Annotated in this window: 18 protein-coding genes; 6 read left to right on the plus strand and 12 right to left on the minus strand. The window is 47.6% G+C overall.

The annotated features are described in order from the left end of the window. The first annotated feature begins 9 nt into the window (after positions 1-9). Entirely contained in the window at positions 10-2,766 is a 2,757-nt protein-coding gene (gene treY / locus H6F51_08975) for a malto-oligosyltrehalose synthase (GenBank protein ID MBD1822629.1), read from the plus strand. A 144-nt stretch (positions 2,767-2,910) separates the two neighbouring features. Continuing rightward, a complete protein-coding gene (locus H6F51_08980; protein MBD1822630.1) occupies positions 2,911-4,260 on the plus strand; it encodes an anthranilate synthase component I in 1,350 nt (449 codons plus the stop codon). Here H6F51_08980 and H6F51_08985 read toward each other — a convergent pair. The 7 genes from H6F51_08985 to H6F51_09015 form a co-directional block, all read right to left on the minus strand. Then, entirely contained in the window at positions 4,257-4,895 is a 639-nt protein-coding gene (locus H6F51_08985; GenBank protein MBD1822631.1) for a MotA/TolQ/ExbB proton channel family protein, read from the minus strand. The two genes, H6F51_08980 and H6F51_08985, sit on opposite strands and share 4 nt — an antisense overlap. 11 nt (positions 4,896-4,906) lie before the next feature. Continuing rightward, positions 4,907-5,965: a Fe(3+) ABC transporter substrate-binding protein gene (locus H6F51_08990; protein ID MBD1822632.1), complete on the minus strand. Its 1,059-nt coding sequence runs from the start codon at positions 5,963-5,965 to the stop codon at positions 4,907-4,909. 288 nt (positions 5,966-6,253) lie between these two features. Then, complete coding sequence (locus H6F51_08995; protein MBD1822633.1) at positions 6,254-7,882, minus strand: glycosyltransferase family 39 protein; 1,629 nt, start codon at positions 7,880-7,882, stop codon at positions 6,254-6,256. Between the two features lie 229 nt (positions 7,883-8,111). After that, a complete protein-coding gene (gene hemB / locus H6F51_09000; protein ID MBD1822634.1) occupies positions 8,112-9,095 on the minus strand; it encodes a porphobilinogen synthase in 984 nt (327 codons plus the stop codon). 89 nt (positions 9,096-9,184) lie between these two features. Beyond that, positions 9,185-9,805 (minus strand): hypothetical protein, encoded by a 621-nt coding sequence (locus tag H6F51_09005; GenBank protein MBD1822635.1) that lies wholly within the window; start codon positions 9,803-9,805, stop codon positions 9,185-9,187. A gap of 94 nt (positions 9,806-9,899) precedes the next feature. Then, a complete protein-coding gene (locus H6F51_09010) occupies positions 9,900-11,087 on the minus strand; it encodes a bifunctional sterol desaturase/short chain dehydrogenase (GenBank protein ID MBD1822636.1) in 1,188 nt (395 codons plus the stop codon). A 138-nt stretch (positions 11,088-11,225) separates the two neighbouring features. Further along, the gene (locus H6F51_09015; GenBank protein MBD1822637.1) at positions 11,226-12,305 is read right to left on the minus strand and encodes a DNA topoisomerase IB; all 1,080 of its coding nucleotides are present in this window, start codon (positions 12,303-12,305) and stop codon (positions 11,226-11,228) included. A 100-nt stretch (positions 12,306-12,405) separates the two neighbouring features. Here H6F51_09015 and hpxZ point away from each other — a divergent pair, with 100 nt between their 5' ends. Further along, the gene (gene hpxZ, locus H6F51_09020; GenBank protein MBD1822638.1) at positions 12,406-12,771 is read left to right on the plus strand and encodes an oxalurate catabolism protein HpxZ; all 366 of its coding nucleotides are present in this window, start codon (positions 12,406-12,408) and stop codon (positions 12,769-12,771) included. A 206-nt stretch (positions 12,772-12,977) separates the two neighbouring features. Here hpxZ and H6F51_09025 read toward each other — a convergent pair whose 3' ends face one another. The 5 genes from H6F51_09025 to H6F51_09045 form a co-directional block, all read right to left on the minus strand. Further along, the gene (locus H6F51_09025; GenBank protein ID MBD1822639.1) at positions 12,978-14,240 is read right to left on the minus strand and encodes a glycosyltransferase family 1 protein; all 1,263 of its coding nucleotides are present in this window, start codon (positions 14,238-14,240) and stop codon (positions 12,978-12,980) included. A 232-nt stretch (positions 14,241-14,472) separates the two neighbouring features. After that, on the minus strand, positions 14,473-15,444 hold the full coding sequence (sds, locus tag H6F51_09030; protein MBD1822640.1) for a solanesyl diphosphate synthase: 972 nt from the start codon (positions 15,442-15,444) through the stop codon (positions 14,473-14,475). A 229-nt stretch (positions 15,445-15,673) separates the two neighbouring features. After that, on the minus strand, positions 15,674-16,528 hold the full coding sequence (locus H6F51_09035; GenBank protein ID MBD1822641.1) for a glutamate racemase: 855 nt from the start codon (positions 16,526-16,528) through the stop codon (positions 15,674-15,676). A 166-nt stretch (positions 16,529-16,694) separates the two neighbouring features. Then, positions 16,695-18,494 carry an N-acetylmuramoyl-L-alanine amidase gene (locus tag H6F51_09040; protein ID MBD1822642.1) on the minus strand — a complete coding sequence of 600 codons (1,800 nt, stop codon included), beginning with the start codon at positions 18,492-18,494 and terminating at the stop codon, positions 16,695-16,697. A 589-nt stretch (positions 18,495-19,083) separates the two neighbouring features. Further along, positions 19,084-20,472, minus strand: a complete 1,389-nt coding sequence (locus H6F51_09045; GenBank protein ID MBD1822643.1) for a cation:proton antiporter — start codon at positions 20,470-20,472, stop codon at positions 19,084-19,086. A gap of 470 nt (positions 20,473-20,942) precedes the next feature. On the opposite strand from H6F51_09045, the gene H6F51_09050 reads away from it, so the two are divergent. From H6F51_09050 to H6F51_09060, 3 genes are all read left to right on the plus strand, one after another. Then, a complete protein-coding gene (locus tag H6F51_09050) occupies positions 20,943-21,203 on the plus strand; it encodes a hypothetical protein (GenBank protein ID MBD1822644.1) in 261 nt (86 codons plus the stop codon). Between the two features lie 138 nt (positions 21,204-21,341). Beyond that, positions 21,342-21,767 carry a nuclear transport factor 2 family protein gene (locus tag H6F51_09055; protein MBD1822645.1) on the plus strand — a complete coding sequence of 142 codons (426 nt, stop codon included), beginning with the start codon at positions 21,342-21,344 and terminating at the stop codon, positions 21,765-21,767. Between the two features lie 135 nt (positions 21,768-21,902). Next, positions 21,903-23,414 carry a hypothetical protein gene (locus H6F51_09060; protein ID MBD1822646.1) on the plus strand — a complete coding sequence of 504 codons (1,512 nt, stop codon included), beginning with the start codon at positions 21,903-21,905 and terminating at the stop codon, positions 23,412-23,414. The last annotated feature ends 4 nt before the right edge of the window (positions 23,415-23,418 follow it).

Below are 23,418 nucleotides of genomic sequence, written 5' to 3' on the forward strand. Positions count from 1 at the left end.
TGAGGACTTATGCGAATTCCACTAGCAACTTATCGAGTTCAATTACGTCAAGAGTTTCCGTTTGAAGCGGCTGCCAAAATTGTGGGCTATCTGGCAAAGTTAGGCATTTCTGACTTCTATGCGTCTCCTATTTTTAAGGCGAAAGCGGGTAGTAGTCATGGATATGATGTAGTTGATCCGACACAACTCAATCCAGAATTAGGGACACCAGAAGTGTTTGATCAACTCGTCGAAAAATTACAGCATCACAATATGGGATGGCTGCAAGACATTGTGCCAAATCATATGTCTTACGACAGCAATAATCGCTATCTAATGGACGTTTTAGAAAACGGCTTTGATTCAGAATATTTGCAGTTCTTTGATCTGGCTTGGAATTCGCCCTTTAGAAGCAGTCAAGAACCGATTCTCGCGCCGTTACTGGGGGACTTTTATGGCTCCTGCTTAGAGAATGGAGATATCAAACTTCAGTACGGTCAAGAGGGATTATCAGTTAATTATTATGCACTTCGAGTTCCTTTAAGGCTTGAATCTTATTCGATCTTTCTAACTCGCGATTTAGGAAAATTAGCTAAAACTTTAGGAAGAAGAAATCCTGATTTTGTTAAGCTTCTTGCTGTTCTCTATATGTTAAAAAGCTTACCTGCTGAGTCGGGTGGTAAACAGAGACAAGACCAAGCTGAATTCGTTAAAGGATTGCTTTGGGAGCTGTATGAAGGAAATCCTGAAGTTAAAACTTTTATTGATGAAAATATTCAATTTTTCAACGGTGAAGCAGGCAATTCGCACAGCGTGGATTGGTTAGACAAGCTATTGTCAGAGCAGTTTTTCCGTTTATCTTATTGGAAGGTTGGAGCCGAGGAAATCAACTATCGCAGATTTTTTACAGTCAATGAGCTAATTTCGGTGAGAATTGAAGAGCAAAAAGTGTTTAACTACACGCATAATTTCATTGCTCAGCTCATCCAAGAGGGTAAAGTTACCGGACTTAGAATTGATCATATTGATGGTCTCTCCAATCCAAAACAATATCTACATCGGCTACAGGAGAAAGTAGGCGATACGTACATTGTCGCAGAAAAGATTCTACAGCCTGGAGAAGATCTGCCAAAAGATTGGAGTATTCAAGGAACATCAGGATACGACTACTTGAATTACCTCAATAGCGTGTTTTGTGATGTGCAAAACGAGCCGCGCTTTGATGAAATTTATCAACGGATTCAGGGTCGATCGATTCCTTTTGAAGAAGTTGTGCTTGATAAGAAGCGCTTGATTCTTGATAAGAATTTGGCAGGCGATTTAGATAATTTAGCCACCTTGCTAAAAGACATTTCGCTTAAAGATCGCTACGGAAATGACTTCACGATTAATGGCTTGAAACGCGCGATCGCTGAAGTCCTAATTCAATTTTCGATCTATCGCACTTACACCACTGAAGAGGGAGTTGCAGAGGACGATCGTAATTACGTCAAAAATGCGATCGAGATTGCTCGCGAAAATCAACCTTTTTCACAAAAGGAATTAGATTTTATCGAAAAAGTGCTGCTGCTTGAATACGATGATTCGCTCACGGCAAAAGATAAAGAACAATGGCTTTATTTTGCAATGCGGATTCAGCAGTACACCGGGCCGCTGATGGCAAAAGGCGTTGAAGATACTGCATTCTTTGTGTACAACCGCTTGATTTCTCTAAATGAAGTCGGTGGTGATCCGGGTCGATTTGGTATTAGTACAACCGAGTTTCACCAGTTTAATCAGTATCGGCAACAGCATTGGAACGTTGCAATGAATGCAACTTCTACACATGATACAAAACGGGGCGAAGACCTTCGTGCCAGAATTAATGTGCTTTCGGAAATTCCTGATGAATGGCAAGCGCAAGTACAAAAATGGCGTGAAATGAATCATCAATACAAGATTCAACACAAGAAAGCGTCGATGCCCAGCGCGAATGACGAGTATGCGTTCTATCAAACGTTAGTGGGGGCGTATCCGTTTCAGGAAAGCGAAATGGATGGGTTTGTCGATCGGGTCGAGCAGTACGCGATCAAATCAATTCGAGAAGCGAAAGTCTCTACGGCTTGGTTACGTCCAAATAGTGCCTATGAAGAAGCTTGCACTAACTTTGTGAAAGCAATTCTAGCGGACGATCAGTTTCTCAAAGAATTCCTGCCCTTCCAGCAGAAGATTTCGCACTATGGGATTTTCAATTCTTTATCCCAAGCTTTGATCAAAATTACTTCTCCGGGTATTCCTGATTTTTATCAAGGCACTGAACTTTGGGATCTCAGTTTGGTTGATCCAGATAATCGCCGTCCGGTTGATTTTACAATCCGTGAAGCGTTTCTAGATGCGATGCAAGCCGCAGCACCCTCAGCGTTAATGCCAAAACTTTTAGAAAAGCCAGAAGACGGACAAGTGAAGCTGTTCCTGACACTGCAAGCGCTAAAAGTGCGGAATCAATTCAAGTCGGTCTTTCTCAGTGGCGAGTATATTCCGCTAGAAGCAACCGGAAAGTTCAAAGATCACATCATTGCCTTTGCGCGTAAAGATGCAGGTCAAATGGTGGTGACGATCGCACCCAGATTTTTCACCCGATTGATTCAACCGAATCAACTGCCAATTGGCGAAATTTGGGCAGATACTGCAATTGAGCTTCCCGCTTCAGGTTGGAAGAATGCGATCTCTGAGACTGAACATACTGGAAGCACGATCGCGCTCAAAGATGCCCTGAAAGATTTTCCGGTGGCACTGCTGACACACTAATTTGGAACAGCACATCGTAGGATAAGGCTTAATGTCAGTGAGACAGAAGTAACTTGCTTTGATGATGGATTCGGATCGCCGCACTCAACGAAGCAGAAAGACTCGTCGAACTGTCGTTAGCTTACGTTGTTGCTGTTTTCTTTTATGTTGCTTCCTTGGGTTTGGCGATCGATTCCATTGCATCAGCGCACAGGTTCAGAAGTGTTTGCTGCTTTGTTTTTGCAGGATAAGATTGCAGCTTTATTAGAAAGTCCTTCTCCAGCATCGCCGGACTATCCGCAGTTGGGGCGCTTTTCTATCTGCGCGGGACAGCCTAGAGCGGCTAGAGTTTGGACACCTGCGATCGGAGAAATTTTGCCGTTTCTCAATCAGTTGATCGAGCAGGAAATCCCGTCTCAAGCGCCAGAGCATTTACCGTTTACGGGCGGTTGGTTGGGTTGGTTGGGCTATGATCTTGCTTGGGAAATTGAGCGGCTTCCGTATCTCAAACCAGAGACTTTACCGTTTCCGGTGGCGTTTTGGTATGAGCCAGAATGCTTTGCGGTGTTAGATCACGAGCAGCAAGTTTTATGGTTGGCGGCAAGTAATCAACCTCAATTGGATCAGCTTGAGAAACGGCTATCAAATTTAGTTCAAACCTCCTTCAAAAGTTCAGCATTTGAGACTCAGTTCTGCATGAAGCAAACGGACTATGAAGCGATCGTTCTCAAGGCTAAACAACACATCCGGGCGGGTGATATTTTTCAAGCTAATTTATCTCTGAGATTTGAAGCGAGAACCGAAGCTGAAAGCTGGACAATTTATCGATCGCTGCAATCCATTAATCCCTCACCGTTTGCCAGCTATTGGAAAACGCCTTGGGGGGATGTGATTAGCTGTTCTCCAGAACGATTGGTCAAACTAAAAGATGGAATCGCAGAAACCCGCCCGATCGCTGGAACTCGTCCGCGTGGAACCACAATCGAACACGATCGCGATCTAGCTCAAGAATTACTCGGCAACACTAAAGAGCAAGCTGAACACATTATGCTAGTGGATCTAGAGCGTAATGATTTGGGACGAGTGTGTGAATGGGGCAGTGTACAGGTTGATGAATTACTCGCGATCGAACGCTATAGCCATGTGATGCACTTAGTCAGCAATGTGATCGGCAAGATACAGCCACAGTCTAATTCGATCGATGTGATTCGCGCTCTGTTTCCGGGTGGAACCATTACCGGATGCCCGAAAGTCCGGTGCATGGAGATTATTGAAGCGTTAGAACCTGTGCGGCGCAGTTTGTTTTATGGCTCTTGTGGTTATCTCGATCGACGTGGAAATCTTGATCTCAACATTCTGATTCGCACGTTGTTGTATGCACGTCAGGAAGAGAGCGCGATCGTTTGGGGGCAGGTTGGCGCGGGAATTGTAGCAGATAGCGATCCCGAACGAGAGTGGTTTGAATCTTTGCAAAAAGCACGAGCGCAACTTGCCGCACTCGGACAGGAAGTTTAATCTTCTCGTTTGCGCTCATACCATTGGCGATAAATTAACTCCAACTCGCTGCCCATATCCGCAAAATAATCAACCTGATTCGCCTGCAACGCCACACACAGCCGAAAAATGCCCAGTGCCACGATCGCCACGATCATGCCGCCTGCGGTGGTGATTAAGGCTTCGGCGATTCCAGCCGCAGCTTTATTCGTGTCAACCGTTGTTCCACCTCCAACTCGGAGATTAAAGAACGTGATAATTAATCCGGTGACTGTTCCCAACAACCCCAACAATGGAGCCATTGCAATCACCGTTTCAAGCAGCTTATCGCCCTTTCGCATCTGCACAAATTCCCGATCGCCCGCTGCTTCGAGCGCCAATCGCATCGTTTCGGGAGAAGGCTGATCAAGTTTCAGCCCTGCTAACATGAACCGTGCAATCGGCAAATTCGTTGCGGCTTCTGCAATCGATCGCGCTTCAAGCAAATCAAATCGAGCTGCATCCAAGATTCGGTGAGCGATGCGGTCTTCGCCCCGTAATACTTTTGACCAAAACAACGATCGCTCCAAACCACAAGCGATCGTCAAGATCGACAGTCCCGCAATTGGAATCATTACGGGACCGCCTTTCGCAATCAAATCAAACAGCGTTGACATTGAGATTTCTGCTATTTCCAGCCTGCGCGATCCATGATTTTTAGCGCTTCTGCATTGTTTTTACCAAACACCGAAGCATTCAGCGGATCTTCTTTGAAGTTCCTACCATAGCTTAATAAGACCGGATCGATCGTCGCACCTCTTACCGCTGGATACTCGTTGTTGCTTCCCGCAAAGATGGCCTGAGCTTCCGGGCTGGCGAGATATTCCAAAAATTGTACCGCTGCTTCACGATTGGGAGCCGTTTTGACTACGCCACCACCGCTGATATTGACGTGAGTGCCTCGCTCTTTCTGATTCGGGAAAAAGACTCCGATTTTAGAAGCGATCTCTTTGTCTTCCGGTTTGTTGGACTTAGCTAGACGCACTACGTAATAGGTATTAACCAGGGTGAGATCGCCTTGTCCGGCGGCGACTGCTTTAATCTGAGCGGTGTCATTGCCCTCAGGCGATCTCGCAAAGTTTGCGACCAGTCCCCGCGCCCATTCTTCGGTCTTTTGAGGACCATGTTTTGCCAGCATCGACCCTGTGAGCGATTGGTTATACACATGGCTCGACGATCTCACGACAATCCGTCCTTTCCATTTCCGATTGGCTAAATCTTCGTAGGTCGAGAGATCAGACGGCTTCACGCGGTCTTTGTTGTACACGATCACCCGCGCCCGCCGAGTAAAGCCAAACCAGTGTCCACCGGGTTCGCGCAGGTTTTTAGGAATTGCACTGGTGAGCCTCGAAGACCGCACAGGCTGGAGTAAGTTCTCCTGTTGGGCACGCCACAACCGTCCTGCATCCACGGTGAGTAGAACATCTGCGGGACTGTTTGCGCCTTCGCTTTTAATCCGCTCGATCAGCTTGTCGGCATCCGCTTCCACCAAGTTAACTTTGATGCCTGTTTTTTGAGTAAAGCCTTGATAGACAGCGTTATCGCTGTCGTAGTGACGAGCAGAGTAGAGATTGAGAACGCGGGGTGCGGCGATCGATTGTTCGGTGTTGAATCCCCAAATTTGATGGGCAGTCACAGCGGCGATCGCTGCACCAGAAGCCAAAAAAAGCCGTCTTTTCATAGTCATATTGAAGTGTTCCACCAGGACTCGAGATGCCCAAACTAGCTAGAACTCGCAGTAATCTGCCCGCAAATTCTATCTTAATTGACATAAGTTACTAATAAGGAACTTAAAGGAGTTTGGAATCACTGTCAAGCAAATGTATCAAAAAAGGACGATCGGCTCGCCTGCTCCTCTTGATTTTTCTTCCTGATAAGCATTTCAGGCTTCATTCGCTAGACTCTATCGCCAGACTTGAGGCACTCTTTTGCAAAAATCTCTCAAACTTTTGGAATCTTAGGATGTGATAATTTGTCAAGAGCCTGAGCGCTTCGCCAAGACCCAACCCTCAAAAATTTCTTCAGGCTCGTAATTCACGATCGGCGTTTTGGCAAGATTGGGATCAATCCAGGCGTACTTTGTATTCGGTGAAATTTTCGGATCTTTGATGTATTGCCCAATTTGGGGCGTATAAAAATTCAGCAGCAATTGCCGCTTGCGATCGTCGCGACTAATCAACGCTTCATTCACCACAAAACTCACAGGCTGCGATCGCAAAATTGACTGAACATTCGGCTGTGACAAAAACTGTTTGAGTCGGGGATCATAGTCTCCCCATAATCCAGTCAGGTGCAGCATTGCCATTGCTAACCAGGATGTAAGTAGCCAAACTGCGATCCAATAATTTGCAGATTGATGCCTCGAAACACGGTTCCGCAGTAGCCAAATTACAGGTAGGCTGAGCCACCCTAATCCCACAGCCAGCACAACCAGCGCAATCGATTCGATCGTGCCACTCCGCAGTGTGGTTGAAAATACCTGAGCAATCATCATGCGCCGATTCACAATGACGAGCAAAATTATTGCGATCGCGCCTATAAATAGATTTAGCCCGATGAATAAACCCGTTTGTTTGCGCTGCCTGTAAAGATATGCAAGATGAGACAGTGCGATCGCCGCGAATAATCCAATAAACGGCATTAACTGGATTGGATAATAGTGTGTTCGCGTTCCAAAGATACTTAATTCAATAAATAATATAACCGGATAGCCAATCAGTAAAAAACGACTCTGCTTCGATTTTAACAATGCTCGAATATCAGAATGAAAGCACGAAAGCCACAAACCAGCTAACGCAAAAAAGACCCAAGGAAAACCATTTGCAGGAATATTCCAGAGATAATAGAACTGATTTGCACCCTGATAGGTTTGCCCCTTTAGATGAATTAGTTTACCAAACAGTTCTTGAATGGGGGCGGTTCCATATTTTTCAACTGCTGCCCATAGCCAAAAAATCGGTAGCAATAACCCAATCGCACATCCCAAGTACAGTAGGGGATCAAACAAATGACGATGGCGGCGATGCTGAAAAATTAGATAAGGAAATAGCGCGATCGTCGCGGGAATAATCATGAATCCTTTGATCATGAATCCCACACCAAACATCAAGCCTGTGAGAAACCTCCAGGGACGCTCTGAAGATTCTGCCATGAGTAGCGTCCAAATTGCGATCAGTTCCACGCAGACGAGAACCATATCTTGCGTAGCTAATCGTCCGTATTGCACTACTAACGGAATTACACTAAAAATCGCTGCCCCAAGCCAAGCAATTCGAGGCGTAGTCAACCGTACCCCGATCGCGTACGTCAGCAACACACTCAGCACAAACGCGATCGCGCTTGGGAGTCGTGCGACTCCCTCATTCGTTCCAAATAACAAATACGATCCGGCAATCAGCCATTGAATTCCGATCGTGCGATCGAAGCTATATCCCCCGCCCCACTGTGGCGTAATCCAGTCTCCGGTTCTCAGAATGGCTCGTGCCTGCGTTGCATAAATCCCTTCATCGTGTGCCATCAGGCTTTGCTGAGAACTGCGAATTAGAACGATCGGCAAAACCCAAAGTAACAGAGTGAGATAAGGCAGAATTCGCTTCCAGTTCACAACACTTCCTTCTATCCAGTGCAGGGGAATTCTACCGCAGTTTTTCTCCTACAACTTTTCCTGAAACTACAGGTTGCTTAGAACATGAGAAGCACGATCGCGCTTGACACTGATATTAAATCTTTGCGTGAAGCGTGAATGCTTTGCCGAATCAAATGTAGACGGACTTCGTTTGGATAGCCGCAGATTTGATTCGGCAAAGCATTCACGCAAAAGTTCTATTCAACAATCATGCACCTAGCCAACGGGCTGCATCTTTCGCGTGATAAGTCAGAATCAAATCTGCTCCCGCCCGCTTAAAGCTGAGCAAGGTCTCCATGACGACTCGTTCTTCATCGATCCAGCCGTTCAGGGCTGCGGCTTTCACCATCGCATACTCACCCGACACATTGTAAGCCGCGACGGGAAGGTTAGACGCTTGCTTGACCTGGTGAATGATGTCCATGTAAGCCAAAGCAGGCTTCACCATCAGCATATCTGCGCCTTCTGCAATGTCGAGTTGAATTTCTTTGATCGCTTCTCGCGAATTGCCAGGATCCATTTGATAAGTGCGACGATCGCCAAATTGCGGAGTCGATTCCGCAGCATCCCGGAATGGCCCGTAATAAGCAGACGCATACTTCGCTGCATAAGACAGAATCGGAATGTCTTGAAATCCAGCCTCATCCAATCCTGCTCGAATTGCAGCGACAAAGCCATCCATCATGCCAGAGGGCGCAATAATATCGGCTCCAGCTTTTGCTTGCGAAACTGCGGTTTTCTTCAGCAGTTCTAGGGTTGGATCGTTGAGAACGCGCCCAGTCAAATCGCCCACTTCGAGATAGCCACAATGCCCATGCGAGGTGTATTCACACAAGCACGTATCCGCAATCACGATTAACTCTGGAACGGCTTCTTTGACGGCTGTTGCTGCTTTTTGGACAATACCGCAATCGTGCCAAGCTCCGGTTGCATTGGTATCTTTATCGTCAGGAATGCCAAACAAAATGATCGAAGGAATGCCGAGATCGTAAACTTGCTTTGCTTCTTCGACAATTTTATCGATCGACAACTGATACACTCGCGGCATCGATCTCACTTCATTGGCAATTCCTTGTCCGGGTACAGCAAACAACGGGTAAATTAAATCGCTGGTGGTTAAAACGTTTTCCCGCACCATGCGGCGCAGTTGGGGATGGGTGCGGAGCCGACGAGGGCGATGGGTTGGAAACATAGCGTTAAATACGGGGTTCGATCGAGGATGCTTTACAAGTCTAAAACGTTGATGGTGAGGAACCAGACAAGGTAACAAACTGTAAAAAACTAAACCGCAACATAACTTCTCAGTTGCACTTCACACTGTTGAAACACGTAGTTCAATGCGCCAAACAGAACATCGAGTTCCTGAATCGTGAAGAAGGTTGTGTTGCGGGTAAAGACCTCGGCTTCGAGCTTGCCAAATTGCCAGCGATCACCATTCGACACAATTCCGTAAATGATAATTTCCGGTTCTCCATTGAGTTTCTGAGCCGCAATCATTTCTGTAAGGCATTGCGCCCAACCTGTTTCAAAGTTGTCTTGTTTCGCTTCGACTAGAAGCAAATAGGGTTTGTCAAACACGACTTTACCGAGTGGAGACCGACGTGCCAGAATGTACTCTGGAAAGCCACCCAGCCTTTCATCGTAGTTCAGGGATTGATGGCTCCAGATGATGAAGCGATCGCGGTAGTGTTTCCAAACTTCCTTCAGAACGGGATAGATTAAATTCTCACAAATCGCAAACTCAGAATTATCAACGACTGCCTCGCGCAGCATTAACTGCAAATCTTCTCGAAAATACTCAGAAATCTGAAATGCGAGTTGCTGAATAAATTCTGCTTCGGTATATCGCACTTGGAATTCTTTGACGACTTCACCGATCGTTCTGAACTGGCTGAATGACATAGGCTTTCCTCGCGCTTTCTCTATTCTATTGAAAACAACAGAACTCCGATCGCCTAATGCAGCCGGAGTTCTTACACCACTCGAAATCTAAAAGTTAGGGTTTTGTAAACAATCGGAAGTAAAGCGACTGCAACGCCTCTTTTACCGGGAACAGCGCATAGGTAAGCGGGTTGATCGTCACAATAATGTCGCGAAAATCTCGTTTTGCTAAAGCAACGATCGCCCAAGCGACACCCGATGCTGACATCACCCCATAAGGATTCAATTGACTCTTAAACGGGCCTAAAATCAGCTTCCGAATAATACAAGGTGCGTCTAATCGCCGCAAAGTAATCAAATCACCTAATGTTCGCTTCGATAGTTCATAAAGCGGACTAAAAGCAGGGTTTACTTCTGCTTCTGAAGTGTTGATCCAAAGCTCTTTGAGCGCTTTATGCGAAGACACAGTAACAGTTTCTAAGAACAATTCTGCGAGCTTCCAAGTCGAAAAAGTATTGACCTCGTATGAAGTCTGAATTGCTTCAGGAGAACGATCGCCATACACATTCACCCCATGATTGAGAATGAAGATATCCACTTTTTGCAGGCGCGATCGAAGGTCTTCTTCCGCTCCGATCTGCCATTGCAGCACCTCAACTTTGGGATCAAAGCTTGCATTTTCACGGGTTGTCAGTGCGATCACTCTTGCACCTTGCCGAGTTAATTCTGCAACTAACGCCTGTCCCAGCGTGCCAGACGCTCCTGTAACCGCCACGACTTTATCTTTGAGCGACAAGCTTGTTCCCAGCATTTTGTCTACGATCGTAAAGTGACCACAGAAATAAGCATTTGGCTGATCAAAATGGTGTCGCCAGTGGTAAGTGCGATTCACAATCCAAGGCTTTGGTAAATCAATTAAATCCCCAGGCTTGTGGGTGACATCGGTTTGTAAAAGTAAGCCTTGCGATCGTGCCAAAGCTGGAATTAGAAACACCAGCGAGTAGAGTGATCCTAACCAGAATCCCGGCATTTGGGTCAAACCTGCCAGTAGGGTTGTGGCGCTGAACATTGCCATTGATTCTGGCACATCGTTGTAGAGTTGCGCCCGTTGGTAAAGTTCTAAACTGGCGATCGTCAAATCCGGACGATAAGCTTTGTGATGGAGATTATGAAAACGTTTTAGGGGTTGCCAGTAGTGTCCGGCAAGGTGATAAGCGTCCCGTATCAGTTCTGCAAGAACAATTGCAGAAAATCCAAGGAGGCATTGAACGAGTAGCTGACTGTACAGAAATCGCAGATCCATGAACCCGATGTAATGCTTCTTAATAAAACTTTCCCTACTTTACCTTGAGCGCGGCATTTCAACTGACCGAATTTGAGTCCAGTCAGATTTGCGATCGTGCGCTCTAATCCATAGTAAGCAGTTTGCTCAAGGATGCAATTAATCCTTTACTTCTCCTGTTAACAGCGCCACCACGACTAATTCTTCAGCCTGGAGCGCGTGGCAGTCTTCGATGACGATCGTGCTGTGTTTTTCAACTAAATCATGCAGCGATTCATCTAAATACGCCTCTAATACACCCGGATGAATATAATATTTCCGGCAAGTTGCAGGGCGATTTCCCAAATAAGAAGACACAGATTTAACCGCTTGTGTAATATTCTTTTTTGCGGCTGTTTGTGAGGTAAATTTGCCAATTTCAGCTAAATGAGTAGCGGCTAAAACTGTTCCTGCCCAAGTGCGAAAATCTTTTGCTGTAAAATCTTGACCTGTGATTTCTCTCAGATAATCATTCACATCACTCGATTTAATATCTTGCGGTTGTTTATTCTCATCTAAATATTGAAAAAGCTCCTGACCGGGGAGATCTTGACAACGTTTGACAATCTTTGCAAGTTGTTTGTCGTTGATGTCGATCGCATGATCAACTCCGCTTTTTCCCCGGAATGTAAAGCGAACTTTTGAGCCAATCACATTCACATGATCATCGTGCAATGTTGTTAAACCGTAAGACTCATTTGTTTTCGCGTATTCTTCATTGCCGACTCGAATTCGCGTTAGTTCCATGAGCTTGAGAACAGTCGCTAATACTTTTTGTTTCGGCAATCCGGGAAGCGCTAAATCCTGCTCTAATCGCCGCCGAATCTCTGGTAAGGCTTGGCTAAAAGCAATCATGCGGGAGAATTTTGTCTGGTCGCGAATCGATCGCCACAGTGGATGATACCGATACTGCTTTCGTCCTTTTGCGTCGCGTCCAGTTGCCTGCAAATGCCCATTTTCAAGCGGACAAATCCACACGTCCCGATAAGCAGGCGGAATTGCGAGAGAATTAATGCGCTGAATGGTTTTCTCGTCTTTGATACGATCGCCATTTGGATCAAAATAAATGAAGCTTTTTCCCGATCGCTTGCGTCGAATTCCTGGCATCTCGTCGCTGATGTAGTGTAATCCAACCGCTTCGGCAGACTCGATCGGATCAGTGGGAATTTCGGTAGGAAGCTCGGCGACGGCTAAATTCATGATTTCAAACATCATTTCGGGATAGCTTGACCGTATCAAACTGAACGATGTTTGAAATCTGCAAGGAAGTATAGTCTTAAAGGTTGAGGAGCAAATTGCGATGGAAATTAACCTTCCTGATGTGTTGGCGGAAGTGACTGCCCTTTTTGAACAATATGAAAAGGCTTTAATTAGTAATGATGTTGCGGTGTTAGATCAGCTTTTTTGGCAAAGTCCGCATACGATTCGCTATGGTGCAACTGAGAATTTATATGGCTATGAAGCGATCGCGCAATTTCGGGCAGGGCGATCGGCGGTGGGACTCGATCGAACCCTACACCATACAGTGATCACCACTTACGGGCAGGATTTTGCTACAGCAAATACGGAGTTTGTCCGCTCTGGTAAAACTGGACGACAAAGCCAAACCTGGATGCGAACGGCTGACGGTTGGAAAGTTATCGCCGCGCACGTTTCGCTAATGTAAATGTAAGTGCTTCAGGTTTGGGAAAATGGTTGAATTGCAGGATTGGATCAGCCAACAAACTTTGTGGACAATTATTCATTCAGAATTGCCACCCTTGCTAATCCAGCTAGAGATTTTATTGCCGCCAATCCCTGAATAAACATCGAAAAACTCCAACCTTTCACAATAAGAAAAGTTGGAGCTTTAAGCAATTTGAATTCCGATCGCTATGCACTCACCGCCGATCGCTCAACCGTAGGCACACTTAATACTTGCTGATACAGCTTGCCCAACTGAGAGGCTACTCCATCCCAGCTAAACATCTGTTCAACCCGATCGCGTCCCGCCCGTCCCAACTGATAGCGGTAAGCTGAATCAGATAAGATTCGATCGATCGCTTGTGCAAATGCCGCATCATCTTTCGGGGGTGCTAACAGTCCAGTCTCTTCAGGAATCACCGTAAACTGCAATCCACCCACATCTGAGGCCACCACCGGAGTACCGCTTGCCATTGCTTCGATCGCCACCAATCCAAACGGCTCATAATGACTCGGCACCACCGAAACATCTGCCGCAGCATAGTACAAGTGCAAATTCTCCAGCCCCAAACGACCGGGAAACAGCGTGATATCTTGCAAGCCTAATTCATTTACAATCCCTTCAATGCGATCGCGCTCCATCCCATCGCTTTGTCCCGGACGACTGCCACCGCCGATAATCAATTTCAGATTCTCGTGCTGTAATCGCCCGACAGCGCGGACTGCGGTTTCAATGCCTTTACGTCGATCGAACCGTCCCACATACAGCACAATCTTGTCATCTTGATTCAATCCCAGAACCTCACGAGCTTCAGCGCGAGAAATTTGACCAAACCGCTTGATATCAGTTCCACAAGGAATGATATCAATGTTGCCGTGCTGCGAAACGAGCGATCGCATATGTTCCTGCTCTTGAGGGCTGGTGGCAACAATCCGCTCTGCGGTTTCGAGACATTGTTTTTCCGTTGCAAGCCGCGTCTTTGCAATCATCGGAATCGCTGAAACCGATTGATACTTAACGGCTCCTAATGAATGATAAGTGTGAATCTGCTTCGAGCCTTGGAGCTTTTTCAGCGTCATGCCAACCCAAGACGATAGCCAATAATTGGTGTGCACTAACGGGTATTCAACGCCCAAATCAGTTTGGAACTGCTGAAAATTCTGCACAAATTCCGGCAAATAACCAAACAGATCATCACGCGGAATAAATTCTTTCGGGCCTGCGGTGAGCCGAATCGTGCGGCAATGTGGATTATGCTGCACAATCTCAAGCTGATCAGCAGTCGATCGACGAGTAAACATATCGACCTGCCACCCCTGCCGCGAGAGCGCTTCGCCCACTTGCCGCACGTAGACATTCTGCCCGCCCGCTTCTTCTTTGCCAATTTCGATCGCGGGATCGCCATGCACGGAAATCAATGCGATCCGGGGACGCTCACCTGAGATAGCCATAATTTCTCTTACCAAAACACGATGAATGAAAACAAATGTGAAATTTCATAACCATTGCGTTTAAGCGTAGTAATAAATGGCGCAATCCCCATCCTTCAGGAGTCAGAAATCGTAGGATAAGTTTATATAGCTAGATAGCGATAGAAGCGAATCTCTTCTATCGCTGGTTAGATTTTGCAATAAAAAAAGGCAGGGTTACCTGCCTAGATTCAGTGAAGTCCAACTTTAAGCTTTAATACGATCGGTTCAATACATAGTCTGTCAGCTTAATCAAAGCTTGGCGCGAGTCAGAAGGCGGCAAATCTGATAGATGTTCGATCGCAGCCTTGGCATGATAGGTTGCTAATTCCTTCGCCCTTTGAATGCCTTGACTATCTCTTACCAGCGCCAAGGCTTGTTCTAGATCATCTTCCTGAGCAAATTCTCGATCGATCAACTCTTCTAAATAAGGCTTTTCTTCTAAGGCATACAGCACCGGAGCCGTCAAATTTCCACTCTTTAAATCCGATCCCGAAGGTTTTCCAAGCCCCTCGGCTGAACTGGTAAAGTCGAAAATATCATCAACAATCTGAAACGCTAAGCCTAAGTGCCGTCCGTACTGATACAGCTTGTGTGCCTCTGCATCGGAAGCATCACTCAATAGTGCTGCCGCTTTCGAGCTATTTGCGATCAAAGATGCCGTCTTGTAATAGCTTTTTTCTAGATAAGAGTCGATCGTTAAACCTGTATCAAAACGAAGCAATCCTTGCTGAATTTCACCTTCGGCAAAGTCTTTGATCACCTCAGACAACAGCTTAATCACTTCGATATTTTCTAGATTTGCCAAGTACCACGACGACTGAGCAAACAGAAAATCCCCGGCTAATACGGCAACCTGTGTACTAAATCGGCTATGAACTGCGGGAAGTCCTCGCCGCATCTCCGACTCGTCGATCACATCATCATGCACCAAGCTAGCGGTATGAATCATCTCAGTGATTTCCGCAAGACGGCGATGACGCTGAGTAATCTCCTGTCCGCGCATCGTAGCACGAGCAACGAGCAGGACGATCGCGGGACGAATACGTTTTCCTCCGGCGCTAAACAGGTGTTCTGCGGCAGCGTAAAGAATAGGATGACGCGCACCGATCAGATTTTTAAGGTTCTCGGCAAGTAAACGTAAATCCGCTTCTACCGGAGAAAAGAGGGATGTGGCTGAGGTCATGTAGTTGCCGACTCAGAAGCTATAGGTTAAGTTTTTTTACGGCTTGTGACCTTATTTTACTCATAAATCCGCAAATCTAGGGGATTAAAAATTTGCGGTTCTCAGTTTAGCCGGTTTCAAGCGGCACGATCGCGCCGCTTAACTTCAACACGCTTGAGGAATTGAAGCAGTGGCGACAAGCGCAAACCTAGCTCCTTCACCAAGCTCCAAATAGTCTTAACCAATGGTCTTAACCCACGGCGACCGATTCCGAGAGTGTCACTTGCTGTACTGTCGGAGTGTAACCGAGCCAGCGTTGCGCCACTTCCACAAATGGCTCTGGAGTGCCGCTGACATAAAACTGCGTCGGTAAAGGAGGCTGTGCAGATCGCAAGCCCAGCAATTCCAACTCCTGCGCGGCTGCTTTCGCAACGGAGACGGCCGGATCAATCAGCTGTACTGAACTGGGGACGATCGATCTCACAACCGGAGCGAGGTGCGGATAGTGCGTGCAGCCATAAATTAGCGTGTCAATGCTTTGATCTAATAGCGGCTTGAGATAACGTTGAGCGACTTTATAAGTATAAGAATCCTCAATTCGCCCTTGCTCAATCAATGGCACAAACTCAGGACAGCCAATTTGCCAAACTTCAGCGGTCGGCTCAACTTCAAGAATGGCTTGGCGATAGGCATCACTGGCAGCAGTGGCAGGAGTCGAAATTACTCCGATGCGTCGTCCTTGTTTGACGGCTGCCCTTGCACCTGGCAGAATCACACCCAGAATCGGTAGACTTGGAAACTCTTGGCGGATGGTTTCGATCGCCAATGCCGAGCTGGTATTACACGCCATAATCACCATTTTGGCGCGACGTTCTACCATCCAATTCAAAATTTCGCGCACAAACTGAATAATTTCGGCCTGCGATCGAGTGCCATACGGAACACGAGCAGTATCACCAAAATACAACAGCGATTCGTTCGGCAGCTGGCGATACATCTCGCGCAGCACCGTTAAGCCACCGACCCCGCTATCAAATAGCCCGATCGGATTTGAGCCATTCGGTGACTCAGCTAAGCAACCGAACTCTTCTCCCAGGTTGATCATGTCTTACTTCCTCACACCACTCAGAACATTCAGATCAGAACATCAAAAGCCAGAAGGCTGAAGCAATCGTACTCTGATTTTTTGCTTCAGGCTTCTTACTTTCATCTCAGTCTAAGCGCTCTTGTCAAGTGGCTCAACACCGTAGGGGTAGGATTATGGGTAGGATTTAACGCGAACTGCGGCTCCCTAGATATTCGAGAACGCCGCGAGCGATCGAATCCGCCATGCGCTGACGATAGGATGACTCTACCAAGCGAGCCGCATCAGTCCGACCTGTGACAAACCCAACTTCCACTAGAACAGAAGGCATCGAGGTGCGGCGCAAAACAAAGAAGCGGGCACTGCGAACTCCTCGATCTTGAACTCCAGTTCCTTGCAGGACATTGCGATGAATTGTGCGGGCCAGTTCCAAGCCACTTTGGAAATAGTATGTTTCTAGCCCATTCACATCGGGACGACTCATACTGATGGCGTTGGCATGGATGCTGACAAATGCGGTTGCATTTGCTCGCTGTGCAATATCAACGCGGGGCTGGAGATCAAGGTCAGTATCAGCGTTGCGGGTCATCACGACCTGAACCCCTCCTCGCTCTAGATTTGCCTGGACACGGCGGCTGATATCGAGCACGATTTCTTTTTCTTGAATTCCTCTGATGCCAACGGCTCCGGGGTCAGGCCCGCCATGTCCCGGATCGATTACCACGACTAGGCGACCATTGGGAACACGCGGCGGAACGGGGCGCGGATTAGTCGTAGGCGGGGCTGGGAGCGGAGAAGGCGTGATTGGGGGTGTCGTCGGCGGAGTAACCGGGAACAATCCGCGACGCACAGGTAAGATCAACTGCTGCGGAGATGTCTGCACAATGTCGCCAAACTGCACATTTGCAGCAGGCACGAACAAGAGTGCGAGATCGTTGCCGTCTTGCCGGACTCGCGCTTGCAGAATTGAGCTACCTGCAGGCAGTTGAGGCCCTCTAAAGCTCTGGTCGGTGCGTGCCGATCGAATCAACACTCGATATGCTCCAGTCGCTCGATCCCAGCCTGTGGTGTAGCTAAGCGGCTGATTGCCACGGATAATCAGTTGGCGATTCGCATCAAGCTCGACAGATTGAACGATCGCGGTTTGACTGGCAGGAGGCTGCGTGACTGGAGGCTGTGTGACCGGAGGCTGTGTGACCGGAGTTGAACCTACAGCTTGAGGTAAGACAATTAACCCGCCAGAAGGACTCGCGCTAGCTCGCCAATCGGCACTCTGGGGGGACAGCGTTAAGGTCAAGCGAACGCTATCTGGCGTGAATTGTGAGATTTGAGCGCGAGAGACACCGCTTACATTCACTGGAAGGTCACGCGGAAACAGATTCGGAGAAAGGGTTGCGCCAAAGATGTCGATGATCATCTGGCGACGATCGTTCGATCTCAGCGATCGAACTTGTGGAGTAGCGCCCGTTGTTCTTAGAAATAAGCCATCTCCGGTTGCTTGAAGGCTCTGAACAAAGGTGCGACCTGTCGAAGTTGGCGGCAGTTGGCTAATGGGGGGTTGAGCAATGGGAGGCTGGGTAATGGGAGGTTGGGTTACAGGAGGGGTTGCAACGCCTGAAAAGGTTGGCGTAGGAAGCTGTACCGACCATTGATTTGCGGTTCTGCCTTGAAATTGAATGCGGCTCGGATCAACAGTGTATCCAGGTGCATATTCAACGACAATTCGAGTGGTTTGGCGATCGAACTGTCCCACCCGAATCGATCGCACGCCACCGTTATAAGATTCTGTGACCTGTGGTCGCCCGAATGTGACACCTGGCAGATCGATTACCAATCGAGTTGGATCGTTCAGCAGTTGTGCCTTGGGCTGAACGCCATCATCGGTCGAAAATTCCAATTGATTCTGGGCTGGACTCAAGCGCCAGGACTGTAATCTTGCTGCTTGAGCCGGAAAGGTGAATAGCAAAAAATAGAATGAGCAGAGCAAAAAGTAAGTCCGGAAATGAAATCTTCTTTGAGACTTTTTTGCACTGGTAGACTGAAGACCGCGTTCCAACTTTTCTCTCCTTTTGTGCGTTGCGCCGCTATTTTTCGGCAATCATTTCTATGCTTTGATAATCAAAATTGAGCAACGAAATTAAGACTTTTCGCTGACAGCTTCGATCGCCAAAATTAAATTTGCATCCTCTCTCACCCACGATCGATGAATATTTGCTCAGCTAAACATCAAGACTGAAGCTGATATTCACCGCAGAAATTCAACGATTATTACTCAAAAAATTCAGAGCAAAATCAAATCACTGGATCGACTGACTTAATATTCCCAAGCTCGTTCCTGAGATCTGGAAATTTGCGCTTCGTTTTGTTTGGAAAATAGAGTTGTCTAGACTCGGTGTGGGCGACGCAAAGAACCCCGATCGAGTTTCTTAAAGGCGAGATCAAATTTTTTAGAAATAGCGGCTGCATACACCCCAAAGCGTGACACAAGGACATCCCAAACCTAAAAAATCTCATTTCTCAGGTTTGGGCTAGAGCATTTTAGTATGGATGCCTCAAGTTCAGCCTAATTTTTTTGCTCAGAGGTCATCGACGCTACTGAGATTTGGAACAGCTACAGAGTCAGTTTGAGGAAAGACGACGCGTAACAGCGGCGGTGCAAGAAAGGTGGTTAAAATCACCATGACAATAATCGCTGCCTGTAACGCATCTGAGAGGATGCCCGTGCTGGCACCAAACGACGCAAACACCAGCCCCACTTCGCCGCGTGGAATCATTCCGACTCCGATCGCCAGTCGATTTAATCCGGATTGCCCAAACAGCGTAAAGCCCGTGACCACTTTCCCCACGATCGCGACCACGATCAAGAAGGCAGACATAATCAAGCCCTCGCGATTCGCCGGATCAAACGGATTCAACACACTGACATCGGTTCTCGCACCGACGACGACGAAAAAGACAGGCACAAGCATATCTGCGATCGGCTTGATTTGCTCCTCAAGCTCCGCCCGCTTCTCGGTTTCAGCCAGAATTAATCCCGCAGCAAACGCGCCTAAAATTGCCTCTAGCTGAATGACGGCGGCGATATCTGCGAGCACAAACGCCACGATCAAAGCGCTTACCAGTAGCTGTCCGCGAGTTTTCAGCTCATTCACCAGGGTGACAAACAAGGGACTGAGCAATCGTCCGAGCCAGAGGCTACCGATTAAAAAGACAGCAGCACTGATAATCAGATAAATAACGCTGGTGACTTGTACTTCTCCAGTTTTTGCCAGTCCTGCAACCACTGCCAGCACGATAATTCCAAGCACATCATCTAGAACTGCCGCTCCGATGATGATTTGTCCTTCTTTAGAGCTAAGCTGTTGCAGTTCCGACAATACCCGTGCGGTGATGCCGATACTGGTTGCGGTCAGGGCAGCTCCTGCAAAAATTGCCGGAATTGCAGGGACATTAAAAAGGGTCATCAGTCCGGCTGTGCCAAGCGCGAAGGGAACGGCGACCCCGACACAAGCGACGATCGCGGCTTGCCAACCGACCCGAATCAGTTCTTTGAGATCGGATTCTAACCCAATCTCAAACAGCAGAATCACGACTCCGATCTCTGCAAGCACTGAAATCACTTCGCTCTGCGTTTCAAATACGAGATTGAGCGATTCGGGGCTAAGATGTGCAGTCATTTGGAGCGCTTGCATCACCAGCGATCGGCTTGCATCGAACTCCGCACTTGGAAACACCAGCAAATGCAGCGCGGACACACCGACAATCACACCCGCAACAAGCTCACCGAGAACCGAGGGCAAGTCGAGTCGAGCGCAAATCTCACCGCCAATTTTGCTGGCAAAATACACGACGACTAAACTGAGCAGAACGCCTGCCAATACGAGAGAACTGCTTTCTGCTTCGGCAGCAGCGAGCAGTGGGGGTGAAAAAACAAACGAGTTGAACCAGGACAGGGAGTTGATCATATTGGAGTGGGCGATGCCTATAGCACACGCGAATGTGACCGAAAATCCCTCCTATCGTACAGATTTCTTACGGCTTATTACAAAGACAGACAATTTACTGCATTCAATGTGCTGCATTCTCGATCTTTTATTCAGTGTTCAAACGCCACTGTCAAACTACGGTTTACTAATCGTCTCTAAACCTAGTGAGCAACTTATCCAACAACAAACTATGCTTTGTGAAAGCTTGCGCCAAAATCGGTGAAAACTGAGATTACGGTTGTAGTTCGATATCTGAATTAATTTCGGCAAAATCGTGTTTTTAGATACAACATCCTCCGGAAGACTAGGTTAACCTTTGGTTAAGACAAGGTAAATTAGAACATTGGTCAGATTTCCTCTCATACAGGAGCAACCCGCGATCGTGCAACCCAGCGAATAATGTCGCTGAAGCGCAAACACCAAAACCCTTTTTATCAGGAGATTAAGAGATGGCAGATCAACACAATTTCTTATACCCGCGCAGCCGCTATCGGGGGCAAGTCAAACCAGAGAATTTGGTGTTTAATGCGAATTTGCAGGAGTTTTCTCAGCGAGTGTCGTATATTTGCTGTCTGGAGACAGGCGGTAAGATGACACCTGAAGAATCGTTTCAAGAAATTCGATCGTTGTGGAAACAACTCAAAAAAAGCCGCAAACAGCTAGGAATTGCCGCTGGAAACAACTCCGATCCGGGCAATATGGCGGTTTAATTCTGATCGCTAACGGGATTGAAGGCGCATCAGTTCAAGCAGGCTGGTGCGTTTTGTTGTGAAAAAGCTTAAGCATTTTGTCCATTGTCGGGTTGAATCTAGCGCGTAGAATGAACACCGACATTTTCGGGCTAACTGATGGAAATGAGACCTCCTGTACCGCCGTTTACGCTTGAAACGGCAAAAGCTAAGGTTCAAGCGGCTGAAGATGCGTGGAATACTCGCGATCCAGATCGCGTAGCGCTGGCATACACTGAGGACTCGCAATGGCGCAATCGATCGGAGTTCCTCAACGGGCGCGAGGCGATTCGGGCATTTCTCAGGCGCAAATGGAATAAAGAGCTAGATTATCGGCTGAGAAAAGAACTCTGGAGCTTTGCCGACAATCGGATTTCGGTTAAGTTTGAGTATGAATGGCACGACGATTCTGGCTACTGGTACCGTTCCTATGGCAATGAACAGTGGGAGTTTGCCGAGAATGGTTTGATGCGACGACGTGAAGCCAGCATCAACGATTTGCCGATTCAGGAATCAGACCGGAAGTTTCGCTGGGCGCGGAGCTAATGCAGGGAAAATTTTTCAACGATCGCAACTCATGCGGCTTTCATCTAAATAAAGAGACCATTCTCCTGCTTCAGAGTTTTGAATTCAACGCTAAACTCTGGAATGACTGTGAACCTGTTGAATTGATCTGACTTTATGTTCGTTTCCGTTTGTCGGCTTCGGAGCCGAATCGCTTTTGCGATCGTTACAACCAGTTTAGTTGCCCAAGGTCTATGTCAGAGCGTTGCTAAGGCGGAGTTTCTGCCTTATTGCCAGCAAACTACAGACGCAATCCGGCAGAAAGATGGGGCTCGTCGGGCAGCGCTGAATGGTACCCCTGAAGCCCAGCAATCTTATCAAACTTTAATTCGGCAACAGGCGGAGCAACTGCGGCAGTGTCGCAATCAGAACTGGCTGAAAACTCAGGGGATTTGGCTGCGACTGTATGCCTGTGATGCTCGACCGGGCGCGATCGACGAGGTATTAGATCGAATTGTCGATCGCGGCTACAACGAGATTTATGTGGAAACATTCTTCAACGGACAAGTGTTGCTGCCTGCTGCGAACAATCCAACCGCCTGGCAATCGATGGTGCAATCTCCGAATAATGCTGATTTGTTAGCTCAGGTGATTCAGAAAGGGCGCGATCGTGGCTTAAAAGTGTATGCCTGGATGTTTAGCATGAACTTTGGCTACACCTATGCGATCAAGCCTGAAAAGCAAGTGACCTTGTTACGTAATGGTCGTGGGCAGACTAGCTTTCGTGCCAATACGGTTGCGGGGCTGAGTACCGATTTAGGCACATTGAACCCGGATGAAGCCTTTATTGACCCGTATAGTCTGCTGGCAAAACAGGATTATTACCGCATGATGCAAGAAGTCCTCAAGCGTAAGCCTGATGGTGTGCTGTTTGATTACATTCGCTATCCGCGCAGTCGAGGTAAACAATCAATTACAACCAGCGTGCAGGATTTGTGGATTTTTGGAGAGGCATCGAGGCAAGCGCTGATCGATCGGGGTTTGAATAACAAAGGGCGGGAATTGATCAAACGCTATATCAATCGTGGCTTTATCAGTGCTAGCGATGTTGCGACAGTCGATAAGCTGTTTCCGCGTGAGAAAGTTCCGATGTGGCAGGGACGCGTTCCCAGCACGATCGAAGCCCGTGGCTCTTCGGCTCAGCGAGCCGGAGTTTTGCAAGCAGAGTTGTGGCGGTTGAGTGTGGCTCATGCTATGCAGGGCGTGGTTGATTTTCTCAATCTGGCAGTCTATCCGGTGCGACAAGCAGGATTGCCAGCAGGAGCGGTGTTTTTTCCAGAGGGCAATCAAACGATCGGGCAGGGGTATGATTCTCGCTTGCAGCCGTGGGATCGTTTTCCGCATAATATCGCATGGCATCCGATGTCTTATGCGACTTGTGGGAATGCAAAGTGCGTTGTGCAGCAGGTTCAGCGCGTGTTAGCGCAGGCAGCACCGGGAACCGAGGTAAAACCTGTTTTAGCTGGAGTTTGGCAGGAATCGATTAGCAATCGTCCGCCGTTAGAGGTGCAAATGGAGGCATTGCGATCGCTGTCACCGCGTATTTCGGCGATTAGTCATTTTGCTTATTCTTGGCAGGAGCCGCAATCGGATCAAGACCGTAAATATTGCGCTGCCCGGCGGCTTTAATCTA

It is taken from the genome of Cyanobacteria bacterium FACHB-DQ100 (genome assembly GCA_014695195.1).
Taxonomy (GTDB): domain Bacteria; phylum Cyanobacteriota; class Cyanobacteriia; order Leptolyngbyales; family Leptolyngbyaceae; genus Leptolyngbya.